This is a genomic window from Cupriavidus sp. 207A1 (assembly GCF_057798955.1).
This window is the reverse complement of sequence record NZ_JBYOJO010000012.1, coordinates 1-22,680: the sequence shown is the minus strand read 5'-3', so window position 1 is coordinate 22,680 and position 22,680 is coordinate 1. Positions and strand designations below refer to the sequence as shown.

The following is a 22,680-nucleotide window of genomic DNA, read 5'->3' as shown; positions in this document are numbered from 1 at the left end:
CGGCATTGTTTCACAAAGCGGGGAATGGGGCAGGGCGGGGCAGCGGTGTGGCAGGCCGCCCCGGGGTTTGCGCGCGCGCGCCGGATCAGATGTCTTCGGTATCGGCCCAGCCTTCACGGGTGCCGGCGTTGAGCACGAGGTCGCCCTCGGCGATGTCGCCCGCGCCCAGCGTCGGCTGCGCGCGCAGGGCTTCGTACAGCGGCGCGAAATCCGGGCGCGTGGCGTCGAACAACTGCTCGAAGCTGTCGATCACGAAGTAGGTCTTCTGGAAGGTGTCGATGCGGTAGCGCGTGCGCATGATGCGGCGCACATCGAAGCCGATCCGGTTCGGGCTGGCCGAGTCCAGGCTGTAGATCGACTCGCCCTGGCTGGAGACGATGCCGGCGCCGTAGATGCGCAGTCCCTGCTCCGTGCGGATCAGGCCAAACTCGACCGTGTACCAGTACAGGCGCGACAGCATGTCGAGCGCGCCCAGGCCGGCCGCCTTCAGGCCGCCCTTGCCGTAGGCCTCCATATAGTCGGCAAAGACCGGGTTGATCAGCAGCGGCACATGGCCGAACACATCGTGGAAGCAGTCGGGCTCCTGCAGGTAGTCGAGCTGCTCGGGCTTGCGCATCCACCAGCTGGCCGGGAAGCGGCGGTTGGCCAGGTGGTCGAAGAAGACCTCGTCGGGCACCAGCCCGGGCACGGCCACGACCTGCCAGCCGGTGGCGCGCATCAGGGTTTCGTTGAGCTGGTCGAAATCCGGCACGCGGTCCTTTTCCATGCCCAGCGTGGCCAGACCCTGCAGGAATTCGTCGCTGACGCGGCCGCGCAGCATCTCGGCCTGGCGCTCGTACAGCTTGCGCCAGATGGCGTGGTCGATGCTGGTGTAGCGGTGCACCGGCTGGGCGATGGTGAAGTCCGGGCGCAGTTCCTGGCCCGACAGCAGGCCGGCGTCGAACTGTTCCTTGAGTTTGTCGGTCAGGGTGCCCTGGAAGGCGCCGGGGGCTTCGCTGGCCATGGCGATGGACATAGTGCTGGTGTCTCCTGGAATGCGCGCTGGCTGCATAGGCGCCAGCATGGATGCGGATTTACTGCGTAGTTTAGGCGCCGGAAGCCGCAAACTGTCCGCATAGTCCGCTCGATTTCGATGGATCATGCATATAATGCGCATTCATGGATTGAGATATGCGGGATTTGTGTATGGCGGCCCATAGTGTTTCCCTCGATGCGTATGACCTCGCCCTGCTGAGCGCGCTGCAGGCCGACGGCCGCACCACGCACCAGCAGCTGGCCGAGCGCGTGCACCTGTCGCCCAGCCAGGTTGGGCGCCGGCTGGCGCGGCTGGAAGCCGACGGGGTCATCACCGGGTACCGCGTCACCCTGTCGTCGCAGGCGCTTGGTTTGGGCGTGGTGGTCTTTGTCAGCGTCAAGCTGGCGCATCACGGCGATACCATCATCGAGCGCTTCCGCGAAGAGATCCTGCTGCTGGAAGAGGTGCAGGAGTGCTATTCCGTCGCCGGCGAGGCCGACTACCTCATCCGCGTGGTGGTGCCGGACCTGCCCACGCTGGCCGAATTCACCATGAAGCGGCTGATGCGCGTGCCCGGCGTGGAGAGTGTGCGTTCGAACATCGTGCTGACCGCGATCAAGTGCGAGGGGCCGCTGCCGCTGTCGCACCTGCGTTGAAACGCTGGCCGGTGCGCGGCGGCCTTGCGCTCTTGTGGCGTGCGTGTCACCCTCGCCGGGTGCCGCAAACGTGGCGGGAACGGAGGATGGCAGGATGAAGGGAATCGTCGCCCGAGCCGATCGGGGTCTTGGCAGTTCGCTACGGCAATCGCACCTGGCGCGGGCATCCGCGGCGGTGGCCCTGGTGGCCGCGCTGACCAGCCTGGCCGGCGGCGCGCTGGCCGCGCAGGTGAGCCGGTTCTCGCCGGAAGGCACGGTGGGGCAGGTGCGCCAGGTGGCGATCCGCTTCGACGAAGCCATGGTGCCGATGGGCGATGTCCAGGCCACGGCACCCGCGGCGGTTTCCTGTACCGGCGCCAGCACCAGCGGCCAGGCCCGCTGGATCGACGCCAAAAACTGGGTTTACGACTTCGCCAGCGACCTGCCGCCAGGGGTGCGCTGCACCGTGCGCATGCGCGCCGGCCTGCGCAGCGAGGCCGGCAATGCCTATGCCGGCAAGGCCGAATACCGCTTCGAGACCGGCGGCCCGACCGTGGTCTCGAGCCGGCCTTCTGGCGGCGAGATCGAGGAAGACCAGGTCTTCGCCCTGCGCTTCAACGGCGCCGCCACCGCGGCCTCGGTGCGCGAGCACGCCTGGTGCCAGGCGCAGGGGCTGGGCGAGCGCATTCCGGTGCGGCTGCTGTCCGGCAAGGAGCGCGAGGCCGTGCTCGAGGCCATCCGCTGGGATCGCCTGGCCAAGCCGGTGCCCGATGCGGTGCACCTGCTCGCTTGCCAGCAGCGGCTGCCGGCCGCGGCGCGGGTGCAGCTGGTGCTGGGCGCGGGCATTGCCACGCCGTCGGGCGTTGCCACGCGCGAGGAACGCCGCTTCGACTACACCGTGCGCGAGCCGTTTACCGCCAGCTTCAGCTGCGAGCGCGAACACGCGCAGTCACCTTGCACGCCGCTGCGGCCGATGTCGGTGACCTTCTCCGCGCCGGTGCCGCGCAAGCTGGCCGAGAGTGTGGTGCTGAAGACCCCGTCCGGTCCGCGCGCGCCGCAGTTCGACCCCGACCTGGCGCCAGACGCCAGCGTCAGCGCGCTCACCTTTGCCGCGCCGTTCGCCGAGAAGGCGCAGTTCACCATCGAGGTGCCGCGCAAGCTGCAGGACGACAGCGGCCGCGCGCTGGCCAATGCGGACCTGTTCCCGCTCAAGGTGGCCACGGCCTCGATGCCGCCGCTGGCCAAGTTTGCCGCGGCGCCGTTCGGCGTGGTGGAGCGCTTCGGCGAGCTGCCGCGCGGCAAGTCGGCGCAGGACTACCCGCCGCTGCTGCCGGTGACGCTGCGCAATGTCGAAGCTGACCTTGCCGTGCGCGGCGTGCAGGCCCGGGCTGGTACCGTAATGAAGCTGCGCGTCGACGACGACGCCGCCGTGATGCAGTGGCTGGGCCTGGTGCGCCGCCTGCACGAGGCCAGCTATACGCGCGGCGAGCTCGACGCCGTGCTGGCGGGCCGCTCGCCGTACCGCGTCAACAATCCGCGCAACGCGGTGTCGATCGAAACCCGCTCGGTGTCGCTGCTCGAGCGGGCCTCCGGCGTGCAGAAGCTGGCGGTGCCGAAGCCGTCGGGCGATGCACCGCGGCCGTTCGAGGTGGTCGGCATCCCGTTGCCGGAGCCCGGCTTCCATGTGGTCGAGATCGCCTCGCCGATGCTGGGCGAGGCGCTGCTGGGCAAGCGCGCGCCGATGTACGTGCGCACCGCGGCGCTGGTCACCAATCTGGGCGTGCATTTCAAGCTGGGCCGCAGTACCGGCAACGAGGATGACGGCAGCCGCAGCGGGGTGGCCTGGGTCACCGCGCTGGATGACGGCAAGCCGGTGCGCGACGCCGCGGTGGCGGTGCGCGACTGCAGCGGGCGCCTGCTGGGTGAAGGCCGTACCGATGCCGGCGGCGTGGCGCGCTTTGCCAGGCTCGCCGCGGCGCCGGAGAGCGCCTGCGACCAGAACGGGCTGTCTGGCTACTTCGTTTCCGCCCGCATCGCCGCGACGCACCAGCAGGCACGCGGCAAGGCCGACATGGCCTTCGTGATGTCGGACTGGAACCGCGGCATCGAGAGCTGGCGCTTCAACGTGCCGACCGACACCAGCGCCACGCCCACCGTGCGCGCCCACACCATCTTCGACCGCACCCTGCTGCGCGCCGGCGAAACCGTGTCGATGAAGCACCTGATCCGCGCCGAGACCGCGCAGGGCTTTGCCTTGCCGCCGGCGAGCCGTCCGCTGCCCACGCGCGTGACCATCCGCCATGAAGGCAGCGGCCAGAGCTACGAGCTGCCGCTGCAATGGCGCCAGACCGCGACCGGCGGACGCAGCGCGGAAAGCACCTTCCAGGTGCCCGCGGCGGCCAAGCTCGGGGTCTATACGGTCGAGCTGGAGACGCAGAAGGCCGAGGGCGCGCACGACGACGGCGGCGCCCGCAGCTACACCAGCGGCAGCTTCCGGGTCGAGGCCTTCCGCCTGCCGGTGCTGGCCGGCACGCTCCAGGTAGCGGGCAAGGCCGGCCCGGTGGTGGCGCCGGCCGAACTGCCGGTCGGGGTCGAGATCCACTATCTGTCCGGCGGCGGCGCGGCCGGGCTGCCGGTGCGCGTGTCCGCGCTGCTGCGCGACAAATACGTGAGCTTCCCCGGCTACGACGAGTTCTCGTTCACGCCGCCGCGCGCGCAGCGCGAGAGCGGCGGCGACGAGGAGATGGACGAAGACCAGCAAGGCGATGCCAGTGCCGACGGGCAGCAGCTGGTCGCCGACAAGCTGCCGCTGACGCTGGACAAGAACGGCAATGGCAGCGTGACGCTGCGCAAGCTGCCCAAGACCGACGCGCCGCGCGACCTGGTGCTCGAGGCTGGCTTTGCCGATCCCAACGGCGAGATCCAGACGCTGCGCCAGAGCGTGCCGGTATGGCCGGCGACAGTGGTGGCCGGCATCCGCACCGAGGCTTGGGTGTCGGTGAAGCAGAAGCTGGCGGTGCATGGCGTGGTGCTGGACGTCAACGGCAAGCCGGTGGCGGACGCGCCGGTCAAGATCAACGCGCGCGCCCGCATCACCACCTCGGCGCGCAAGCGCGTGGTGGGCGGCTTCTACCGCTATGACAACCGCACCGAGACGCGCGACCTCGGCACCGTGTGCGAAACCCGCACCGATGCGCAGGGGCGCGCGCGCTGCGAGGTGACGCTGGAGCAGGCCGGCCAGATCGAACTGGTGGCGAACGCGCGCGACAAGGATGGCCGCACCGCGCAGGCCGCCACCACGGTGTGGGTCACGCGCCAGGGCGAGCTCTGGTTCGGCGGCGAGAACCATGACCGCATCGACCTGCTGCCAGAGAAGAAGTCCTACGCGCCGGGCGACACCGCGGTGTTCCAGGTGCGCATGCCGTTCCGCCACGCCACCGCGCTGGTGGCGGTGGAGCGCGAAGGCATCTACCAGACCGAGGTGGTGGAACTGCACGGCAGCGATCCGACCGTGCGCGTGCAGGTCAAGCCGGAGTGGGGGCCCAATGTCTACGTGTCGGTGCTGGCCTTGCGCGGGCGCCTGCACGAGGTGCCGTGGTATTCGTTCTTCAGCTGGGGCTGGCGCCAGCCGGGCGAGTGGTGGCGCGCGTTCCGCAGCGAAGGGCGCGAGTATGCGGCGCCGACCGCGCTGGTCGACCTGTCCAAGCCGGCCTTCCGGCTGGGGCTGGCCGAGATCCGCGTCGGCAATGCCGGCCACCGGCTCGACGTCGCGGTGACCCCGGACAAGACCAGCTACCCGGTGCGCGGCAAGGCGCGCGTGGCGATCCAGGTCAGGCTGCCCGACGGCAAGCCCGCCGCCAACGGCGAAGTGGCGCTGGCCGCGGTGGACCAGGCGCTGCTGGAACTGATGCCCAACACCAGCTGGGACCTGCTCGACGCGATGCTGCAGCGGCGCGGCTACGGCGTGGAAACCTCGACCGCGCAGATGGAAATCATCGGGCGCCGCCACTATGGGCGCAAGGCGGTGCCGGCGGGCGGCGGCGGCGGCAAGAGCCCCACGCGCGAGCTGTTCGACACGCTGCTGGTGTGGAACCCGCGCGTGCAGCTCGATGCCGAGGGCCGGGCCAGCGTCGAGGTGCCGCTCAACGATTCGCTCACCAGCTTCCGCATCGTCGCGGTGGCGGACCTGGGCCTGGGCCGCTTCGGCACCGGCAGCGCCACCATTGCCGCCACGCAGGACCTGCAGGTGATCTCAGGCCTGCCGCCGCTGGTGCGCGAGGACGACCGCTACCGCGCCATGTTTACGCTGCGCAATACCACCAGGCGTGCGATGACGGTGCAGGCCAGCGCGCGCGGCACGCTGCTCGGCAATGAAGCCGGCCTGCCCGCGCAGACCGTGCAGATTCCCGCGGGCGAAGCGCGCGAGATCGGCTGGGACGTGACCGCGCCCTGGCTGCTGGCCTACGCGCGCAGCGGCACCGTGATGTGGGAGGTGCAGGCCAGCGAGCAAGGCGCCGGAGGCGCTTCCGACCGCATCAAGGTATCGCAGCAGATCGTGCCGGCGGTGCCGGTCACGGTGCAGCAGGCCACGCTGGCACAGGTGGCGCCGTCGCTGTCGATCCCGGTCAAGGCGCCGCCGGGCGCGCTGGCCGACCCGGCCGGCAAGGTGCGCGGCGGGGTGCAGGTCAACTTCCAGTCGTCGCTGGCAGGCGGCATGCCGGGGGTGCGCGAGTGGTTCCGCAACTACCCGTTCACCTGCCTGGAGCAGCGCGCCTCGAAAGCCATCGGCCTGAACGACGGCGCCGCCTGGGAGGCGCTGATGGCGCAGCTGCCGTCCTACCTCGATGCCAACGGCCTGGCCTCGTACTTCCCGCTGAACAGCGACAGCGACCACGGCAGCGAAGTGCTGACCGCCTACCTGCTGGCGGTGACCGACGAGGCCGCGCGCGCCGGGCAGGCGCTGCGCATTCCCGACGCGCAGCGCGCGCAGATGGAGCGCGGCCTGGCCGACTTCGTCGAGGGCCGCATCCGCCGCGACAGCTGGTCGCCGGCAGGCGGCACGCAGTACCTCGAGGTGCGCAAGCTGGCCGCGCTCGAGGCGCTGTCGCGCACCGGCCACGCGCAGGCGCGCATGCTCGGATCGATCCAGATCCTGCCGGCGCAATGGCCGACCTCTGCGCTGCTGGACTGGACCCTGCTGCTGACGCGCGTGCAGGACATCCCGCAGCGCGAACAGCGCCTGGCCGAGGCGCAGCAGCTGCTGCGCTCGCGCCTGACGGTGCAGGGCACGCGCCTGGCGTTCTCCACCGAGCGCAACGACAACTGGTGGTGGATGATGGCCGGCGGCGACGTCAACGCCGCGCGCCTGCTGGCGCTGGCGTCGGAACTGCCGGGCTGGAAGGACGATGCGCCGCAACTGGCCACCGGGCTGCTGGGACGCCAGGTGCATGGCGCCTGGGGCACCACCACCGCCAATGCCTGGGGCATGCTGGCGGTGACGCGCTTTGCGCAGGCGTTCGAGAAGACGCCGGTGGCCGGCACCACGCGCGCCAGCATCAGCCATGCCGGCGACGCCGCGCGCAGTTTCGATTGGGCGCGCGCACAGCGCAGCGACGGCGTGGCGCAGGGCAGCGTCGAGCTGCCGTGGCCGGCTGGTGCCGAGGGCGGCACGCTGCAGGTGGAACAGGCCGGCGCCGGCCAGCCGTGGGCCACGGTGCGCGCCATGGCGGCGGTGCCGGTGACCGCGCCGCTGGCCGCGGGCTACCGCATCCAGCGCACCGTGACGGCGCTGGAGCAGGCGGTGCCGGGCAAGTGGTCGCGCGGTGACGTCTATCGCGTCAAGCTGGAGATCGATGCGCAGGCCGACATGACCTGGGTGGTGGTCAGCGATCCGGTACCCGCCGGCGCCACCATCCTCGGCAGCGGCCTGGGCCGCGACTCGGCCATCGCCACGCGCGGCGAGCGGCGCCAGGGCGCGGCCTGGCCGGCCTATGTCGAACGCACGCCGCAGGCCTACCGCGAGTACTTCGGCTACTTGCCCAAGGGCAAGGTCTCGGTCGAATACACGGTGCGGCTGAACAACGCCGGCGACTTCGCGCTGCCGCCAACGCGGGTCGAAGCGATGTACGCGCCCGACGTGTTCGGCGTGGCGCCCAATGCGCGGCTGGCGGTCGGGGCGCGCCCATGAGCTGGCTTTCCGCGATGATGCCGGCGCGCGTGCGCGAGTGGTGGCTCGCGGGCGCAATGGCCGGCCTCATCTACGGTGCGCTGCTGGTGCAGGTGGCGCTGGACCTGCCCGACGGCGCGCCGCTGACCGGGCATATCGCCATGCAGCCGGCATGGAAGACGGCGATGGCGGTGCTGCTGGCGCGCGCCGCGTGGTTCCATCGCGTGCCCGGCGAGCGCCGCTGGCTGGTCACGGCGCTGCTGTGCTCGGCGCTGGGCGATTTCCTGCTGGCGGTGCCGACGCTGTCGTTTTCGTTCGTCGGCGGGCTCGGCGCCTTCCTGCTGGCGCACCTGGCCTACCTGCGCCTGCTGGTGCCGCTGGCGGGCGACACCCGCCCGCACCGGCTGATTGCCTGCGGTGCCATGCTCGGCGTGGCGGGCACCATGCTGGGCCGCTTCTGGCCCAACCTCGGCACGCTCGCCGTGCCGGTGACACTGTACGTGGGCGTGCTGGCCGCCATGGTGTGCAGCGCGCTGGTGGCGCGCCTGCCCACGCCGCTGGCGGCGCTGGGCGCGCTGTGCTTTGCCGCGTCGGACCTGATGATCGGCATCGCGCGCTTTTTGGTGCCGTTCGAATCGTTCCAGCTCGGCATCTGGTGGACCTACGCCGCGGCGCAGGTGCTGCTGGTGGCCGGGCTGGTGTCGGGACGCACGCAGCCATGACGCGGCGCCTGGCCCTGGTTGCGATGGCGACGGCGCTGGCCTGGCCGGCGCTGGCCGCGGCCTTGCCCACCTTCGCGCAGGTGCGCGCCGACTGGCGCAGCGCCGACGTGGTGGTGCTGGACCGCGACGGCGAGCCGGTGGGCCGTGTGCGCGACGACTTCCGCGCCCGCCGCGGCGACTGGGTGGCGCTGGCCGAGACCTCGCCCGCGCTGCGCACGGCCATCGTGCTGTCGGAGGACCGGCGCTTCTATGCGCACAGCGGCGTCGACTGGCACGGCGTGGCCGCTGCGGCCTGGGCCAACCTGTGGAACACGCGCACGCGCGGGGCTTCCACGCTGACGATGCAGCTGGCCGGACTGCTCGACGAGGACCTGCGCCGGCCCGGCGCGCCGGGGCAGGGGCGCAGCCTGACGCAGAAGCTGGGGCAGGCCGCCGGTGCCGCGGTGCTGGAACGCAGCTGGAGCAAGGACCAGATCCTCGAGGCTTACCTGAACCTGGTGCCGTTCCGCGGCGAACTGGTGGGCCTGTCGGCGATGTCGCAGGTGCTGTTCGGCAAATTCCCTGAGGGCCTCGATGCGCGCGAATCGGCGCTGGCGGTGGCGCTGGTGCGCGCGCCCAATGCGCGCGCCGCGCAGGTGGCCAGCCGCGCCTGCGGCATCCTGCGCGAGATGCGCCTGCCGCGCGAGTGCGACGGCCTGGAAGGCTTTGCGCAACTGGCGCTGCTGCGCACCGGCCCGGTGGCGCAGCGCGCCGCGGCGGCCGCGCCGTCGGCGGGGTTCCGGCAGCTGGCGCCGCACCTGTCGCGGCACCTGGTCGGCGAGACCCGCGCCCAGCTGCCGGCCGGCGCCGCCATGCCGGCGCGCATCGCGTCGACGCTCGACGCCCGCCTGCAGCGCGCTGCCGTGGCCAGCCTGGACCGCCACCTGCGCGAACTGGCCGGACGCAATGTCGAGGACGGCGCGGTGGTGGTGATCGACAACGCCAGCGGCGACGTGCTGGCCTACGTGGGCTCGTCCGGCACGCTGTCCGGCGCCGCACAGGTGGACCACGCGGCGGCGCTGCGCCAGGCGGGATCGACGCTCAAGCCGTTCCTGTACGAGCAGGCGCTCGAAGAGAAGCGGCTGACCGCGGCCTCGCTGCTCGATGACCGGCCGGTGAACCTGCCGGTCGGCGGCGGGCTCTACGTGCCGCAGAACTACGACCACCGCTATGCCGGCTGGGTCAGCCTGCGCGCGTCGCTGGCGGCATCGCTGAACGTGCCGGCGGTGCGCACGCTGGTGATGGTGACCCCGCACCGCTTCCACAAGCGCCTGGTGGCGCTGGGGCTGCCGCTGACCGAGGCGGGCGACTACTACGGCTACAGCCTGGCGCTGGGCAGCGCCGATGTGTCGCTGCTGGCGCTGACCAATGCCTACCGCGCGCTCGCCAATGGCGGCAGCTACGCGCCGCCGCGCTTGCGGCAAGGCGCGCCGGCCGTGCCGGCAAAGGTCGTGATGCAGCCCGGGGCCAGCTACCTGATCGCCGACATCCTGTCCGACCGCCACGCCCGCGCCCGCACCTTCGGCCTCGACAGCCCGCTCACCACGCGCTTCTGGACCGCGGTCAAGACCGGCACCAGCAAGGACATGCGCGACAACTGGTGCATCGGCTGGTCGCAGCACTACACCGTGGGCGTGTGGGTCGGCAACGCCAGCGGCGCCAGCATGCGCGACGTGTCCGGGGTGTCGGGCGCGGCCCCGGTGTGGCACGACGTGATGGAAGTCCTGCACCGCGCGCAACCAAGCCAGGCGCCGGCCATGCCTGCCGGCGTGGAGCGCATGGCGCTGCGCTTCGACGACGGGCTGGAGCCCGCGCGCGATGAAGTGTTCCTGGCAGGCACCGCGGTCCGGCACGTCAGCATGGCGGCGCCCGCCGCGCGCCCGGGCGCGCCCGTGATCGCCACGCCGGCCGACGGCACCGTGTTTGCGCTCGATCCCGACATGCCGCCGGCCGCGCAGCGGGTGTGGTTCCATGCGCAGGGCGTGGCCGGCCAGTCGGCGCGCGCGGTCAGCTGGCGCATGGACGGCAAGCCGCTCGGGCGTGGCGGCGAGGTGGCGTGGCTGCCCTGGCCGGGCCGGCACCAGGTGGAGCTGCTCGATGCCGCCGGCAAGGTGGTGGACCGCATCGGCATCGAAGTGCGCGGCGCTTCGGTGCGCGCGCCCGCGGCCAGGCGCTGAGACCGGTATCGAAGTGTTCGGACCCGGTGCCGCGGCCAACGCCGCTGGCCGTGGGCAATAATGGCGCTTCGTTATATCCCGCAGGAGCCCGCGCATGTCCCTCGTTGCCCTCGATGCCGCCGCCACCGCGGCGCGCCTGCCGTATCCCGAACTGGCGCAAGCCATCGCCGACATGCTGGCCGAGCTGCGCGACGGCAGCGCCATGGCGCCGCCGCGCATCGCGCTGCCGGTCGGCGATGCGCAGCAGGGCGCGGGCACGCTGCTGGTGATGCCAGCGCGCAACCGCGAGCTGGTGATGACCAAGAACATCACCGTGCATCCCGGCAACCCGCAGCGCGGCTTGCCCAGCATCCTCGGCGAAGTGGTGGTGGCCGACGCGCATAGCGGCGCGCGCATCGCCATGCTCGACGGTCCCACCGTGACGGGGCGGCGCACCGCGGCGGTGTCGCTGCTGGCGGCGCAGCGCTTTGCCGCGCGCCCGGACGGCGAGCTGCTGATCGTCGGCGCAGGGGTGCAGGCGCTGACGCACCTGGAGGCCTTCGTCGCCGGGCTGGGCGTGCGCCGGCTGTGGCTGCATTCGCGCACGCGCGACAAGGCCGAGGCACTGGCCGCGCATGCACGCACGCTGGGGGCGGAAGCGCAGGTGGCCGAATCGGTCGCGGCGGTGTTGCCGCGCGTGTCGATGGTGGTCACGGTGACGTCCAGCCGCAGCCCGGTGCTGCCGGACCTGGACAGCGGGCTCTGGCGTGACCATCACTTCATCGCCGCGGTTGGTGCGTTCCGGCCGGACATGTGCGAGCTGCCGCCGGCGCTTTGCCATGCCGCCGCGGACCATGGCCGTTTGCTGGCCGATACCCTGTTTGGCATCGAGGACGAGGCCGGCGACCTGCTGCAGGCCGGCATCGACTGGGCAGAGGTGCAGCCGTTCGAGAGTGCGATCCTCCAGGCCGACGCGATCCGCGCGCGCACCGGCAGCCCGCTGGTGTTCAAGAGCGTAGGCTATGCGCTGTGGGACCTGGCCGCGTGCGTGCTCGCCAGCCGCGCCTGATCAACGCTCGCGGTCGCGCTCGCGCAGCCAGTCGCCGAACAGTTCGCGCGCCGGCGCCAGGAAGGCGGCGATCGGTTCGCTGCGGTCGCTGGCATACCAGTGGCAGTAGCAGCCGTGGATGGTGGCGATCATCAGGCGCGCCATCGACGCAGGCAGCGGTCGGCCGGGGGCCGACAGCGCCGCCACCAGGTCTTGCACGTGGCTGTCCCAGCTGCGGCGGATTTCCTCGCGCACGCTGGCCGGCACGCTGCCTGAGAAAAGCAGCGCCAGCACCACGCCCTTGGCTTCGGGATTGGCGGTGAGGTAGTCGGCGACCCGGTCGAAGCTGTTTTCGAGCCGGCGTGCCGCGGTCCTGCCCTGGTGCGGTTCGGCGCCCAGCGCTTCGCCGATCTGTCGGAACAGGCTGGTGGCGGCCTCCGCCAGCAGCATCTCCTTGCTGCCGAAATGCCAGAGCAGGCTGCTCTTGGCCACGCCGGCCTCGGCGGAAATCTGGTCGAGCGTTACCTCGGCATAGCCGTGCGCGCTGATCAGACCGCGCGTGACCGCGAGTACCCGTTCGCGGGTTTCCAGCCCGCGGCGGTTCTTGGCGACCGGCGCGGAAGGGGTGGGAGCGGCGAGCTCGGAGGACTGGCGGATCGAAGGCATGGGCGGGGGCGGCAAGTGGAGCGGGACCCGGCCAACGACGGCAGGCGGGATCCGCGGCAGGGCTCTATTTGACAGTAGACGAGGTCTGCCAGCAAACTCTGGAATTGTACTGAACGTTCAGCACAATTTGTGAGTGTTGCCGGCCGCACAACAGCGTCCCGGCGCATGAACCAGGAGACCAGGATGCCGTATCCGACCGCCTTTGCCGCCGCCGCCACCGCGCTGGCCGCCGCCACCTTCAGCCTTGCCGGGAGCGCCGCTGCCGCCACCGCCGCGCCCGGCGCCGGCAAGCCCGCCACCGATGCCACCGCCCGCGCCAACGCCGCGGTGCTGCAGCAGCTGCCGTTCCAGGACCGGCGCGACTTCGACGCGGCGCGCCGCGGCTTTATCGGCACGCTCGACACCACCGAGATCCGCGACGCCAAAGGCAACGTGGTGTGGGCGCTGGCCCCCTACGATTTCCTCAAGCCGGAAACCGCGCCGGCCACGGTCAATCCCAGCCTCTGGCGCCAGGCCCGGCTCAACCTGCACCACGGCCTGTTCCAGGTCACGGACCGCATCTACCAGGTGCGCGGCTTCGATATCGCCAACATGACCATCATCGAAGGCGAGTCCGGACTGATCGTGATCGACCCGCTGACCGCGACGGAAACCGCGCGCGCCGGCCTCGAGCTTTACTTCCGGCACCGGCCGAAGAAGCCGGTGGTGGCGGTGATCTACACCCACAGCCATGGCGACCACTTCGGCGGCGTCAAGGGCGTTATCAGCGAGGACGACGTCAAGGCCGGCCGGGTCAGGGTGCTGGCGCCGGATGGCTTCATGGAGGAAGCCGTCAGCGAGAACGTCTTCGCCGGCACCGCCATGAGCCGGCGCGCGCAGTACATGTATGGCATCAACCTGCCGCGCTCGGCCACCGGCCAGGTCGATGCCGGCCTGGGCAAGGCCGTCGCGCATGGCACGCTGACGCTGATCCCGCCGACCGACCTGATCCACAAGACCGGCGAGACCCGCACCATCGACGGCGTGCAGATCGAGTTCCTGATGGCGCCGGGCACCGAGGCCCCGGCCGAGATGCTGATGTACTTCCCCCAATGGAAGGCCTTGTGCGCGGCCGAGGACGCCACCCACAACCTGCACAACCTCTACACCATCCGCGGCGCCCAGGTGCGCGACGCCAACCAGTGGTGGCGCGCGCTGGACGAGACCATCGACCGCTTCGGCGCCCGCACCGAGGTGCTGTTCGCGCAGCACCACTGGCCGACCTGGGGCCGCCAGGAAATCGTCACCTACCTGGGCAAGCAGCGCGACGGCTACAAGTACATCCACGACCAGTCGCTGCGGCTGGCCAACCTGGGCTATGTGCCGGCCGAGATTGCCGAGCGCGTGAAGCTGCCGTCGTCGCTGGCGAGCGAGTGGCACCTGCGCGACTACTACGGCACCGTCAGCCACAACGCCAAGGCGGTGTACCAGCGCTACCTGGGCTGGTATGACGCCAACCCGGCCAACCTGAACCCGCTTCCTCCGGAAGAGGCGGGCAAGCGCTATGTCGAATTCATGGGCGGCGCGGCGCGCGTGCTGGAGCAGGCCCGCACCGCCTACGCGCGCGGCGAGTATCGCTGGGTGGCCGAGGTGGTCAAGCACGTGGTCTTTGCCGACCCGTCCAACCAGGCGGCGCGCCAGCTCGAGGCCGATGCGCTGGAGCAGCTCGGCTACCAGGCGGAATCGTCGACCTGGCGCAACGCCTACCTGAGCGGCGCCGCCGAGCTGCGCAGCGGCCCGCCCCGGACCGGCCGCCGGGCCGGCAGCCCGGACGTGCTGCGCGCGATGACCGACACCATGTTCCTGGACTACCTGGCGATCAGCCTGAACGGCGACCGCGCCGCCGGCAAGACGCTGGCGCTGAACTGGGTACAGCCGGACACCGGCAAGCGTTTCGCGCTGACCGTCGAAAACGGCGTGTTCCGCTACAAGGCCGACGCGCAGCATGCCGCGCCGCAGGCCATGCTGACCATGCCGCGCGCCGTGCTGATGGGCGTGCTGGGCGGCCAGACCACGCTGCAGGCCGAGACCCAGGCCGGCCGCGCGCGCGTCGAGGGCGACCCGCAGGCGCTGGCGGCGTGGGCGGGGCTGATGGACAAGGCTGAGCCGAACTTCGCCATCGTCACGCCCTGACGGGTTGCGCGCAGGCCAGGCGCGCGGCCGCTGTTGCGCGCCTCGCGCCTAAAACCGCTTCCATGTGAGGGTTTTTTCCGGCGTGTGGCATAAACCGTTGCGTGGATGCTGCGGACGGTGGTCCGGGGAGCCGCTGCCACCTCTTTTTTTCATGGTTAACCCTTCCTTTAGGGGGCTGCCTCTACGAATCCGTGTCATTGATGAAACAACCCCGCGCGGGCTCGCCGGATAATGCACGCGGCAGTTACCGAAAGAGGAGTAAGAGGATTATGAAATCGACCTATAAGAAGATGCTGGCCGCGGGCGCCGTGATGGCGCTGACCGGAGCCGCACACGCGCAGTCCGCGGGCAGCAATATCGTCAGCATGGGCTGGTTCCGCGTGATGCCGAACAGCTCCGCCGATCCGCTGACCGTGGACAGCATCGGCGGCCGCCCGGTTGGCATGACCCGGCCGAACACCGGCGCGGAAATCGAGTCCGCCGACACCCTGGGACTGGCCTTCACCCATTTCTTTACCGACAACATTTCCGGCGAGATCGTCGCGGGCATTCCGCCCAAGCATGATGTCAAGGGCACCGGCAACTATGCCCAGTACGGCAAGCTCGGCTCGGTCAAGCAGTGGAGCCCGGCGCTGGTGGTCAAGTACCACTTCTTCGACGCCAAGACCAAATTCCGACCCTATGTCGGCATCGGCGTGAACTACACCTGGTTTACCGACGAAACCATTACCAACCAGAACTTCGTCAACCACGAGTTCGCGCCCGGCGCGCGCATGACCGCCAGCGCCAAGCCGTCGTGGAATCCGGTTTTCAATATCGGCGCCAACTATGCCATCAACGACAACTGGTTCGTCGGGCTGTCGGTGTCCTACGTGCCGCTGTCGACCCGGGCGTCGTTTACCACCCAGGCGGGACCGGTGACGATCCAGTCGCACACCAAGATCAAGATCGATCCGGTGGTGACGTACCTGAACGTGGGCTACCGCTTCTGAGCGCGGCATACGGCAGGCTGAAGAAAAGGGCGCCCGGGGGCGCCCTTTTTGCTGGCGAGGCGACGGCTCAGGCCACCGACCTGACCGGATAGCCGGCTTCTTCGATCGCCTCGCGCAACGCCTGCGCGTCGACGCCGCTGTCGACGCGCACGGCCTGGGCCGGCACGTCCGCGCTGACGCGCGCGGCGGGGTCGACGGCGAGCACCGCGCGCGTGATGGCGCCGACGCAGTGGTTGCACGTCATGCCTTCTACCTGGAACTGGATCATGTTGGAACGCTCCTGAACGGGATGGAAACGCGGCATCGGGCCGCGACAGACACAGTGTGAACCTTGCCACGATGGGAAGCGCAAGGGGAAATTTGTGGTGTTGAGGTGGTGCCGGCGGCATTTGCAGGAGGGCTTGACCTGCCAATGATGGTAAGGTCCATGATGCTGACATCGACACTGTGGATGACTCAGAACCATGCCAGATTCCAGCGCTGTGCTCGCTTCCCAACCGGTCCGCACCGACCGCAACCCGCCCGCCGACGCCATGCCGGAGTGGCGGCTGCCGGTCGAAGGCATGACCTGCGCCTCCTGTGTGGGACGCGTCGAAAAGGCCCTGGCCAAGGTGCCGGGGGTGCGCGACGTGGCCGTCAACCTGGCCACCGAGGCCGCCACGCTGCGCGCGGCGTCCGCCGCGGTGCTGCCGGCCGCCGCGCGGGCCGTGGCCGACGCCGGCTACGCCGTGCCCCACGACGCGATCGCACTGCATATCACTGACATGACCTGCGCCTCGTGCGTGGCGCGGGTCGAAAAGGCGCTGCGCGCCGTGCCGGGCGTGGTCGAGGCCACCGTCAACCTGGCGACCGAGCGCGCCAGCGTGACGCTGCTGCGCGGCGCCGCCGATGCCGCGGCGCTGGCGGGCGCGGTCGTGCGCGCCGGCTATGGCGCGACGCCGGTGGCGGATGCGGCGCAGGCGGGCGCCGGGGCCCGGCCCGGCCAGCCGGGGCAGGCTACGCGCCCGGCCTTCTGGGATGGCCCCTGGCCGGTGGCGATCTCGGCGGCGCTGTCGTTGCCGCTGGTGGCGCCGATGGTGCTGGAATGGTTCGGCGTGCACTGGATGCTGCCGGCGTGGGTGCAGTGGCTGCTGGCCACGCCGGTGCAGTTCGTGTTCGGCTGGCGCTTCTACAAGGCCGGCTGGAAGGCAGTGCGCGCCGGCGCGGGCAACATGGACCTGCTGGTGGCGCTGGGCACCACGGCCGCCTATGGGTTGTCGCTGTGGCTGATGTGGCGCACGCCGGCCGATGCCATGCCGCACCTGTACTTCGAGAGCGCGGCCGTGGTGATCACGCTGGTGCGCCTGGGCAAGTGGCTGGAAACGCGCGCCAAGCGCCAGACCGCCGATGCCATCCGCGCGCTGGCGGCGTTGCGTCCCGACACCGCGCGGGTGCGGCGCGGCGGCGTCGAGCAGAGCGTGCCGCTGTCCGTCGTGACCGTCGGCGATGAAATCGTGGTGCGCCCCGGCGAGCGCATCCCGGTGGACGCCGAAGTGGTCGAAGGCACCAGCCATGCCGACGAATCGATGCTGACCGGCGAAAGCCTGCCGGTGCCGAAGCAGCCCGGCGACCGCATCACCGGCGGCGCCATCAATTTCGAAGGCCTGCTGGTGGCGCGCACCGTGGCGGTGGGTGCCGAGACCGTGCTCGCGCGCATTATCCGCATGGTCGAGCACGCGCAGGCGGCCAAGGCACCGATCCAGCGCCTGGTCGACCGGGTCAGCGCGGTGTTCGTGCCGGTGGTGCTGGCGATTGCGCTGATGACCGTGCTGGGCTGGGGCCTCTTTGCCGGCGACTGGGAGGCGGCGCTGCTCAATGCCGTGGCGGTGCTGGTGATCGCCTGCCCGTGCGCGCTGGGGCTGGCCACGCCCACCGCGATCATGGCCGGCACTGGCGCCGGCGCGCGCGCCGGCATCCTGATCAAGGACGCCGAGGCGCTGGAAGTGGCGCACCGGGTGGGGGTGGTGGCGTTCGACAAGACCGGCACGCTGACGGTCGGCAAGCCCGAAGTGGTGGCGCTGCATGCGGCAGATGCTGCCGACGCCGACGGCAGCGCGTTGCTGGCGCAGCTGGCCGCGCTGCAGGCCGGCAGCGAGCATCCGCTGGCGCGGGCCGTGCTGGCTGCGGCGCAGGCGCGCGGCATCGCCGTGCCACCGGCCAGCGGCGTGCAGGCCCTGCCGGGCCGCGGCATTGCCGGCGTGGTCGACGGCCAGGCCCTGCAACTGGGCAGCGAGCGCCTGCGCGAGTCGCTGGGCGCGCCGGCCGGCGCCCTGGCCGCGATCGCGGATCAGCTGCAGTCGGAAGGCCGCACCGTGTCGTGGCTGGTGCAGACCACGCCGCCGCGCGTGGCCGGGCTGGTTGCGTTCGGCGATGCCATCAAGCCGGGCGCACCGGCGGCGATCGCCAGGCTGCGCGCCGCCGGCGTGCGCACGGTGATGCTGACCGGCGACAACGCCGGCGCCGCGGCGCGCGTGGCGCAGGCGCTGGGGCTGGACGACGTGCAGGCCGAGGTCCTGCCCGAAGACAAGGCGGCGCGGGTGCAGGCGCTGGGCCGCGATGGCGCGGTGGTGGCGATGGTGGGCGACGGCATCAACGATGCGCCGGCGCTGGCCGCGGCCGATGTCGGCATTGCCATGTCGACCGGCACCGACGTCGCCATGCACGCCGCCGGCATCACGCTGATGCGTGGCGACCCGGCGCTGGTGGCCGATGCGCTGGCGGTCTCGCACCGCACCGTGCGCAAGATCCGCCAGAACCTGTTCTGGGCCTTTTTCTATAACGTGGTGGGGATCCCGCTGGCCGCGGCCGGCATGCTCAATCCGGTGGTGGCGGGCGCGGCGATGGCGTTCTCCAGCGTCAGCGTGGTCGGCAATGCGCTGCTGCTGCGCCGCTGGCATGCCCAGGCCGGCACCGCCGCCGCGGGCACGTCCGGCACTGCGCAAGGAGCCGAGAAATGAATATCGGCGAAGCGGCACAGGCCTCGGGCGTATCGGCCAAGATGATCCGCCACTATGAATCGATCGGACTGGTGGCGGCGCCGCCGCGTACCGAAGGCGGCTACCGCCGCTACGACGAACGCGCGGTGCATACCTTGCGCTTCGTGCGGCGGGCCCGTAATCTGGGATTTTCGCTCGACGAGATCCGCAACCTGCTGTCGCTGTGGCACGACCGCGACCGCGCCAGCGCCGACGTCAAGGCGCTGACGCTGCGGCACGTGGCCGACCTGGAGCAGCGCATCGCCGAACTGGCGGCGATGCGCGACACGCTGCGCGAACTGGCGCAGCACTGCAGTGGCGACGACCGGCCGGACTGCCCGATCCTGGCCGACATGGCGCAGCCTGACGTGCCGGCCTGCCACGGCTAGGCGATGGTCAAGCGAGGGTTTAAGCCCCGGTTGTAGCCATGGCAGGGCCGGCACGCGCCGGCGCAGCGGACTCCATAACAACAACGATAGCTGGCGTTGCGCCTGGCCCGCGCGCGCCCGCAGGAGACCTGTGCAAATGGAACAGCCGATGACGGACGAGCCGGCCCTGGCCGGCGTTGCCAGCAAGCCCGCCGCGAGGCCGGCGGGGACCCATGCGCCGGTGCAGAGCCGCCAGCGCATGCGCGACGGCACCGAACTCTTGCTCCGTACCTGGCAACCCGACCCGGCACGCTTTGCCGAACCGCTCGGCTCGGTGCTGCTGGTGCACGGACTTGCCGAACACGCCGGCCGCTACCAGCATGTCGCCGATCTGCTGTGCGGCCTGGGGCTGCGCGTGCGCGCCTTCGACCTGCGCGGCCACGGCGCCAGCGGCGGCGCGCGCATGGTCGCGGACCATCCGGACGCGTACCTGAACGACCTCGCCGAGATCTACGATGCCGCGGTGCCGGGCTGGCATGAATTGCCGATCCTGCTCGGCCACAGCATGGGCGGGCTGATCGCGGCGCGCTTTGCCACCGCGCGGGTGCGGCCGGTGCGCGCGCTGGTGCTGTCGTCGCCGGCGCTGGCACTGCGGCTGTCGCGGCCGGCGCTGGCGCTGCACCGCGTGCTGCTGACGCTGGCGCCGCGGCTGCGCGTGCCCAATCCGATCGATGCGCGGCACCTGTCGCATGACCCGGCGGTGGTCGCCGCCTACCGCGCCGATCCGCTCGTGCAGACCACCATCACCGCCGGCGTGCTCGAAGGATTTATCCGCGGCATGGCGCAGGCGCAGGCCGACGCAGCGCTGCTGGAGGCGCCCATGCTGATGCTGGTCGGCGGCGCCGATCGCGTGGTCGACCCGGCCGGCAGCCGCGCCTTCTTCGACAGCGCGCCGCCCGACCTGCGCGAACAAGTCTGGTTCGACCAGGGCTACCACGAGATCTTCAATGAAGCGCAGCCGCTGCGCGGCGAAGTGTTCGCGGCACTGACAGGCTGGCTGCAGCGCCGGCTGGACCGCCCGCAGCGCTAGGTACGGAATACGGACTCGGCCACGCCGAACACCGCCGCGACCACCGGGTCGTCGCGGCGCGCGGCCAGGCAGACCAGCGTCAGCTCGGTCTGCACCGAGACCCCCTCGACAATCACCAGCCCGTGCGCATGCGACTCGCGCAGCGCGATCGCATCGCGCACCAGTGACAGCCCCACGCCGGAGCGTACCAGGTCGCGCATCGACGCCTCCTGGTCGACGTGCGCCACCTTGGGCACAGTGGCCGGATCCACGCCTGCCTGTGCGAAATGCGCCGACAGCAGCCGGTTGTGCGCCGACTCGGGCGGGGTCCAGATCCATGGCAGCGTCGCCAGTTGCGCCCACGAGCGCAGCGCGGTGCGCTCCTTCCAGCCTTTGGGCGCGACCACGTAGTACGAGAACGGCGTCAGCGTCAGCGCATGGAAGCCTGCTTCGGATGGCTGGCCCAGGTAGAAGCCCACATCGAGCGCGCCGCTGCGTATCTGCTGCAGCACCCAGCCCGACATGCCGTGGCGCAGCTCCGTGCCGATCTGCGGATGGCGCTCGACCAGCGTGCGCAGCATCGGGCCCAGCCGCGTGAATTCCGGATCGAGGATGGTGCCGATCGCCAGCCGCCCGCGTACGGTGTGATGCATGGCGTTGACGGTGTGCTGCAGGTCGCCCACGCCATCGAGGATGCGCTCGGCCAGCGGCAACAGCGCGGCGCCATCGGCGGTCAGCGTCAGGCCCGCCGCGGTGCGCTCGAACAGCCGGATGCGCCACGCCGACTGCAGCGCTTTCAGCTGCAGGCTGACCGCTGGCTGGGTCAGGTGCAGGCGCTGTGCGGCGCGGGTCAGGTTGCCTTCGCGCGCGACGGCGACGAAGGCGCGCAGGTGGTGGAGGTCCAAGGGGCGGAAGCAGTATGGTGTTGCGCCGCAATATTTTGCGCGGCTTATATTGCGATTGACGATAAATCATTGGACGGGGCCGCGCAACTGCACCAAGCTTGCGCTCAACCATGGCCCGAAGTCTTGTGCCGCACGGCATACGTGGGGCGGCCGGTGCGCGACGCTGCGCGGCAGCGTCTTCACCGGACGCAAAGATGGACCGGGCTGACCGAGCGGGCCGCAGCGCCCGGAGAACCAGCATTCAGGAGCGGAAGTGGAAGACATCCTTGCAGAGGCCAGCGCGGTGCAGGCCATCATCGGCCATAACATCGCGGGCCGGCAGACACGCGGCGCCTCGCAGCGCCTTGCCGACGTATTCAACCCCGCCACCGGCGAAGTCGCCTCACGCGTCGCGCTGGGCACCGCCCAGGACGTGGCCGATGCCGTCGCCGCCGCCAAGGCCGCTTTCCCGGCGTGGGCCGACACTCCGCCGCTGCGCCGCGCGCGCATCCTGTTCAAGTTCAAGGAACTGCTGGACCAGCACCACGACGACCTCGCCGCGCTGATCACGCGCGAGCACGGCAAGGTGTTCTCGGACGCCAAGGGCGAGGTCACGCGCGGCATCGAGGTGGTGGAGTTCGCCTGCGGCATCCCCAACCTGCTCAAGACCGATTTCACCGACAACATCGGCGGCGGCATCGACAACTGGAACCTGCGCCAGCCGCTGGGCGTGGTGGCCGGCATCACGCCGTTCAACTTCCCGGTGATGGTGCCGATGTGGATGTTCCCGGTGGCGCTGGCGTGCGGCAATACCTTCGTGCTCAAGCCGTCCGAGCGCGACCCGTCGCCGAGCCTGCTGATTGCGGATTTGCTGCGCCAGGCCGGCCTGCCCGACGGCGTGTTCAACGTGGTGCAGGGCGACAAGGAGGCGGTCGACGCGCTGCTTGCGCATCCGGACGTGCAGGCGCTGTCGTTCGTCGGCTCGACCCCGATCGCCGAGTACATCTATACGGAAGGGACCCGGCACGGCAAGCGCGTGCAGGCCCTGGGCGGCGCCAAGAACCACCTGGTGGTGATGCCCGACGCGGACCTGGACCAGGCCGTCGACGCGCTGATCGGCGCGGCCTATGGCTCGGCCGGCGAGCGCTGCATGGCGATCTCGGTGGCGGTGGCGGTCGGCGAGGTGGCCGACCAGCTGGTGCCGCGCCTGGCCGAACGCGCGCGTGCGCTGAAGATCCGCAACGGCATGGAGGCCGATGCCGAGATGGGACCGCTGGTGACCGGCGCGCACAAGGCCAAGGTCGAAGGCTATATCGCCAAGGGTGTGGCGGAAGGCGCAACCCTGGTGACCGATGGCCGCGGCCACCGCGTCGACGGGCACGAGAACGGCTTCTATGTCGGCGGCACGCTGTTCGACCATGTGACGCCGGAGATGACGATCTACAAGGAAGAGATCTTCGGCCCGGTGCTGTCGGTGGTGCGGGTGCATGACTTTGCCGAGGCGGTGGCGCTGATCAACGCGCACGAGTACGGCAACGGCGTGTCGTGCTACACCAGCGACGGCGGCATCGCGCGCGCGTTCGCGCGGCAGATCCAGGTGGGCATGGTCGGCATCAACGTGCCGATCCCGGTGCCGATGGCGTGGCATTCGTTCGGCGGCTGGAAGCGCTCGCTGTTCGGCGACCACCATGCCTATGGCGAAGAGGGCGTGCGCTTCTACACGCGCTACAAGAG

General features: G+C 70.8%; 15 protein-coding genes. 11 read left to right on the top strand and 4 right to left on the bottom strand.

The features are described 5' to 3' along the window. Window positions 1-85 precede the first annotated feature (85 nt). Window positions 86-1,015: a phenylalanine 4-monooxygenase gene (gene phhA, locus AC3FMM_RS21240; RefSeq protein WP_326347639.1), complete on the bottom strand. Its 930-nt coding sequence runs from the start codon at window positions 1,013-1,015 to the stop codon at window positions 86-88. Between the two features lie 170 nt (window positions 1,016-1,185). Here phhA and AC3FMM_RS21235 point away from each other — a divergent pair, with 170 nt between their 5' ends. From AC3FMM_RS21235 to AC3FMM_RS21215, 5 genes are all read left to right on the top strand, one after another. Beyond that, complete coding sequence (locus AC3FMM_RS21235; protein WP_115711382.1) at window positions 1,186-1,671, top strand: Lrp/AsnC family transcriptional regulator; 486 nt, start codon at window positions 1,186-1,188, stop codon at window positions 1,669-1,671. Between the two features lie 94 nt (window positions 1,672-1,765). Further along, complete coding sequence (locus tag AC3FMM_RS21230; RefSeq protein WP_488687422.1) at window positions 1,766-7,837, top strand: alpha-2-macroglobulin family protein; 6,072 nt, start codon at window positions 1,766-1,768, stop codon at window positions 7,835-7,837. Beyond that, on the top strand, window positions 7,834-8,538 hold the full coding sequence (locus AC3FMM_RS21225) for a lysoplasmalogenase (RefSeq protein WP_488687421.1): 705 nt from the start codon (window positions 7,834-7,836) through the stop codon (window positions 8,536-8,538). The genes AC3FMM_RS21230 and AC3FMM_RS21225 overlap by 4 nt, the downstream gene beginning before the upstream one ends. After that, the gene (pbpC, locus tag AC3FMM_RS21220; protein WP_488687420.1) at window positions 8,535-10,754 is read left to right on the top strand and encodes a penicillin-binding protein 1C; all 2,220 of its coding nucleotides are present in this window, start codon (window positions 8,535-8,537) and stop codon (window positions 10,752-10,754) included. Before AC3FMM_RS21225 ends, pbpC begins: the two co-directional genes overlap by 4 nt. Before the next feature lie 94 nt (window positions 10,755-10,848). Further along, window positions 10,849-11,802, top strand: coding sequence for a delta(1)-pyrroline-2-carboxylate reductase family protein (locus tag AC3FMM_RS21215; protein WP_488687419.1), 954 nt, complete (start codon window positions 10,849-10,851; stop codon window positions 11,800-11,802). Here the strand turns inward: AC3FMM_RS21215 and AC3FMM_RS21210 are convergent, their stop codons facing one another. Then, the gene (locus AC3FMM_RS21210; RefSeq protein ID WP_116311916.1) at window positions 11,803-12,447 is read right to left on the bottom strand and encodes a TetR/AcrR family transcriptional regulator; all 645 of its coding nucleotides are present in this window, start codon (window positions 12,445-12,447) and stop codon (window positions 11,803-11,805) included. It abuts the gene before it with no gap. A 183-nt stretch (window positions 12,448-12,630) separates the two neighbouring features. Here AC3FMM_RS21210 and AC3FMM_RS21205 point away from each other — a divergent pair, with 183 nt between their 5' ends. Both AC3FMM_RS21205 and AC3FMM_RS21200 read left to right on the top strand, forming a co-directional pair. Next, window positions 12,631-14,619 carry an alkyl/aryl-sulfatase gene (locus AC3FMM_RS21205; RefSeq protein WP_488687417.1) on the top strand — a complete coding sequence of 663 codons (1,989 nt, stop codon included), beginning with the start codon at window positions 12,631-12,633 and terminating at the stop codon, window positions 14,617-14,619. Between the two features lie 269 nt (window positions 14,620-14,888). Then, window positions 14,889-15,611, top strand: a complete 723-nt coding sequence (locus AC3FMM_RS21200) for an OmpW/AlkL family protein (RefSeq protein ID WP_115711370.1) — start codon at window positions 14,889-14,891, stop codon at window positions 15,609-15,611. Between the two features lie 67 nt (window positions 15,612-15,678). On the opposite strand, the gene AC3FMM_RS21195 is transcribed toward AC3FMM_RS21200, so the two are convergent. Continuing rightward, window positions 15,679-15,879, bottom strand: coding sequence for a heavy-metal-associated domain-containing protein (locus AC3FMM_RS21195; protein WP_115711368.1), 201 nt, complete (start codon window positions 15,877-15,879; stop codon window positions 15,679-15,681). Between the two features lie 196 nt (window positions 15,880-16,075). On the opposite strand from AC3FMM_RS21195, the gene AC3FMM_RS21190 reads away from it, so the two are divergent. The 3 genes from AC3FMM_RS21190 to AC3FMM_RS21180 all read left to right on the top strand — a co-directional run bounded on the left by AC3FMM_RS21190 (window position 16,076) and on the right by AC3FMM_RS21180 (window position 20,083). Next, the gene (locus AC3FMM_RS21190; protein ID WP_488687416.1) at window positions 16,076-18,607 is read left to right on the top strand and encodes a heavy metal translocating P-type ATPase; all 2,532 of its coding nucleotides are present in this window, start codon (window positions 16,076-16,078) and stop codon (window positions 18,605-18,607) included. Next, complete coding sequence (cueR, locus tag AC3FMM_RS21185) at window positions 18,604-19,014, top strand: Cu(I)-responsive transcriptional regulator (protein ID WP_115678941.1); 411 nt, start codon at window positions 18,604-18,606, stop codon at window positions 19,012-19,014. Before AC3FMM_RS21190 ends, cueR begins: the two co-directional genes overlap by 4 nt. A 136-nt stretch (window positions 19,015-19,150) precedes the next feature. After that, window positions 19,151-20,083: an alpha/beta fold hydrolase gene (locus AC3FMM_RS21180; RefSeq protein ID WP_116311913.1), complete on the top strand. Its 933-nt coding sequence runs from the start codon at window positions 19,151-19,153 to the stop codon at window positions 20,081-20,083. Here the strand turns inward: AC3FMM_RS21180 and AC3FMM_RS21175 are convergent. Beyond that, window positions 20,080-20,967: a LysR family transcriptional regulator gene (locus AC3FMM_RS21175; RefSeq protein WP_115711363.1), complete on the bottom strand. Its 888-nt coding sequence runs from the start codon at window positions 20,965-20,967 to the stop codon at window positions 20,080-20,082. The two genes, AC3FMM_RS21180 and AC3FMM_RS21175, sit on opposite strands and share 4 nt — an antisense overlap. A 283-nt stretch (window positions 20,968-21,250) precedes the next feature. On the opposite strand from AC3FMM_RS21175, the gene AC3FMM_RS21170 reads away from it, so the two are divergent. Then, window positions 21,251-22,680, top strand: a 1,430-nt coding sequence (locus tag AC3FMM_RS21170; RefSeq protein WP_488687503.1) for a CoA-acylating methylmalonate-semialdehyde dehydrogenase, incomplete at its 3' end; no start/stop codon positions are given.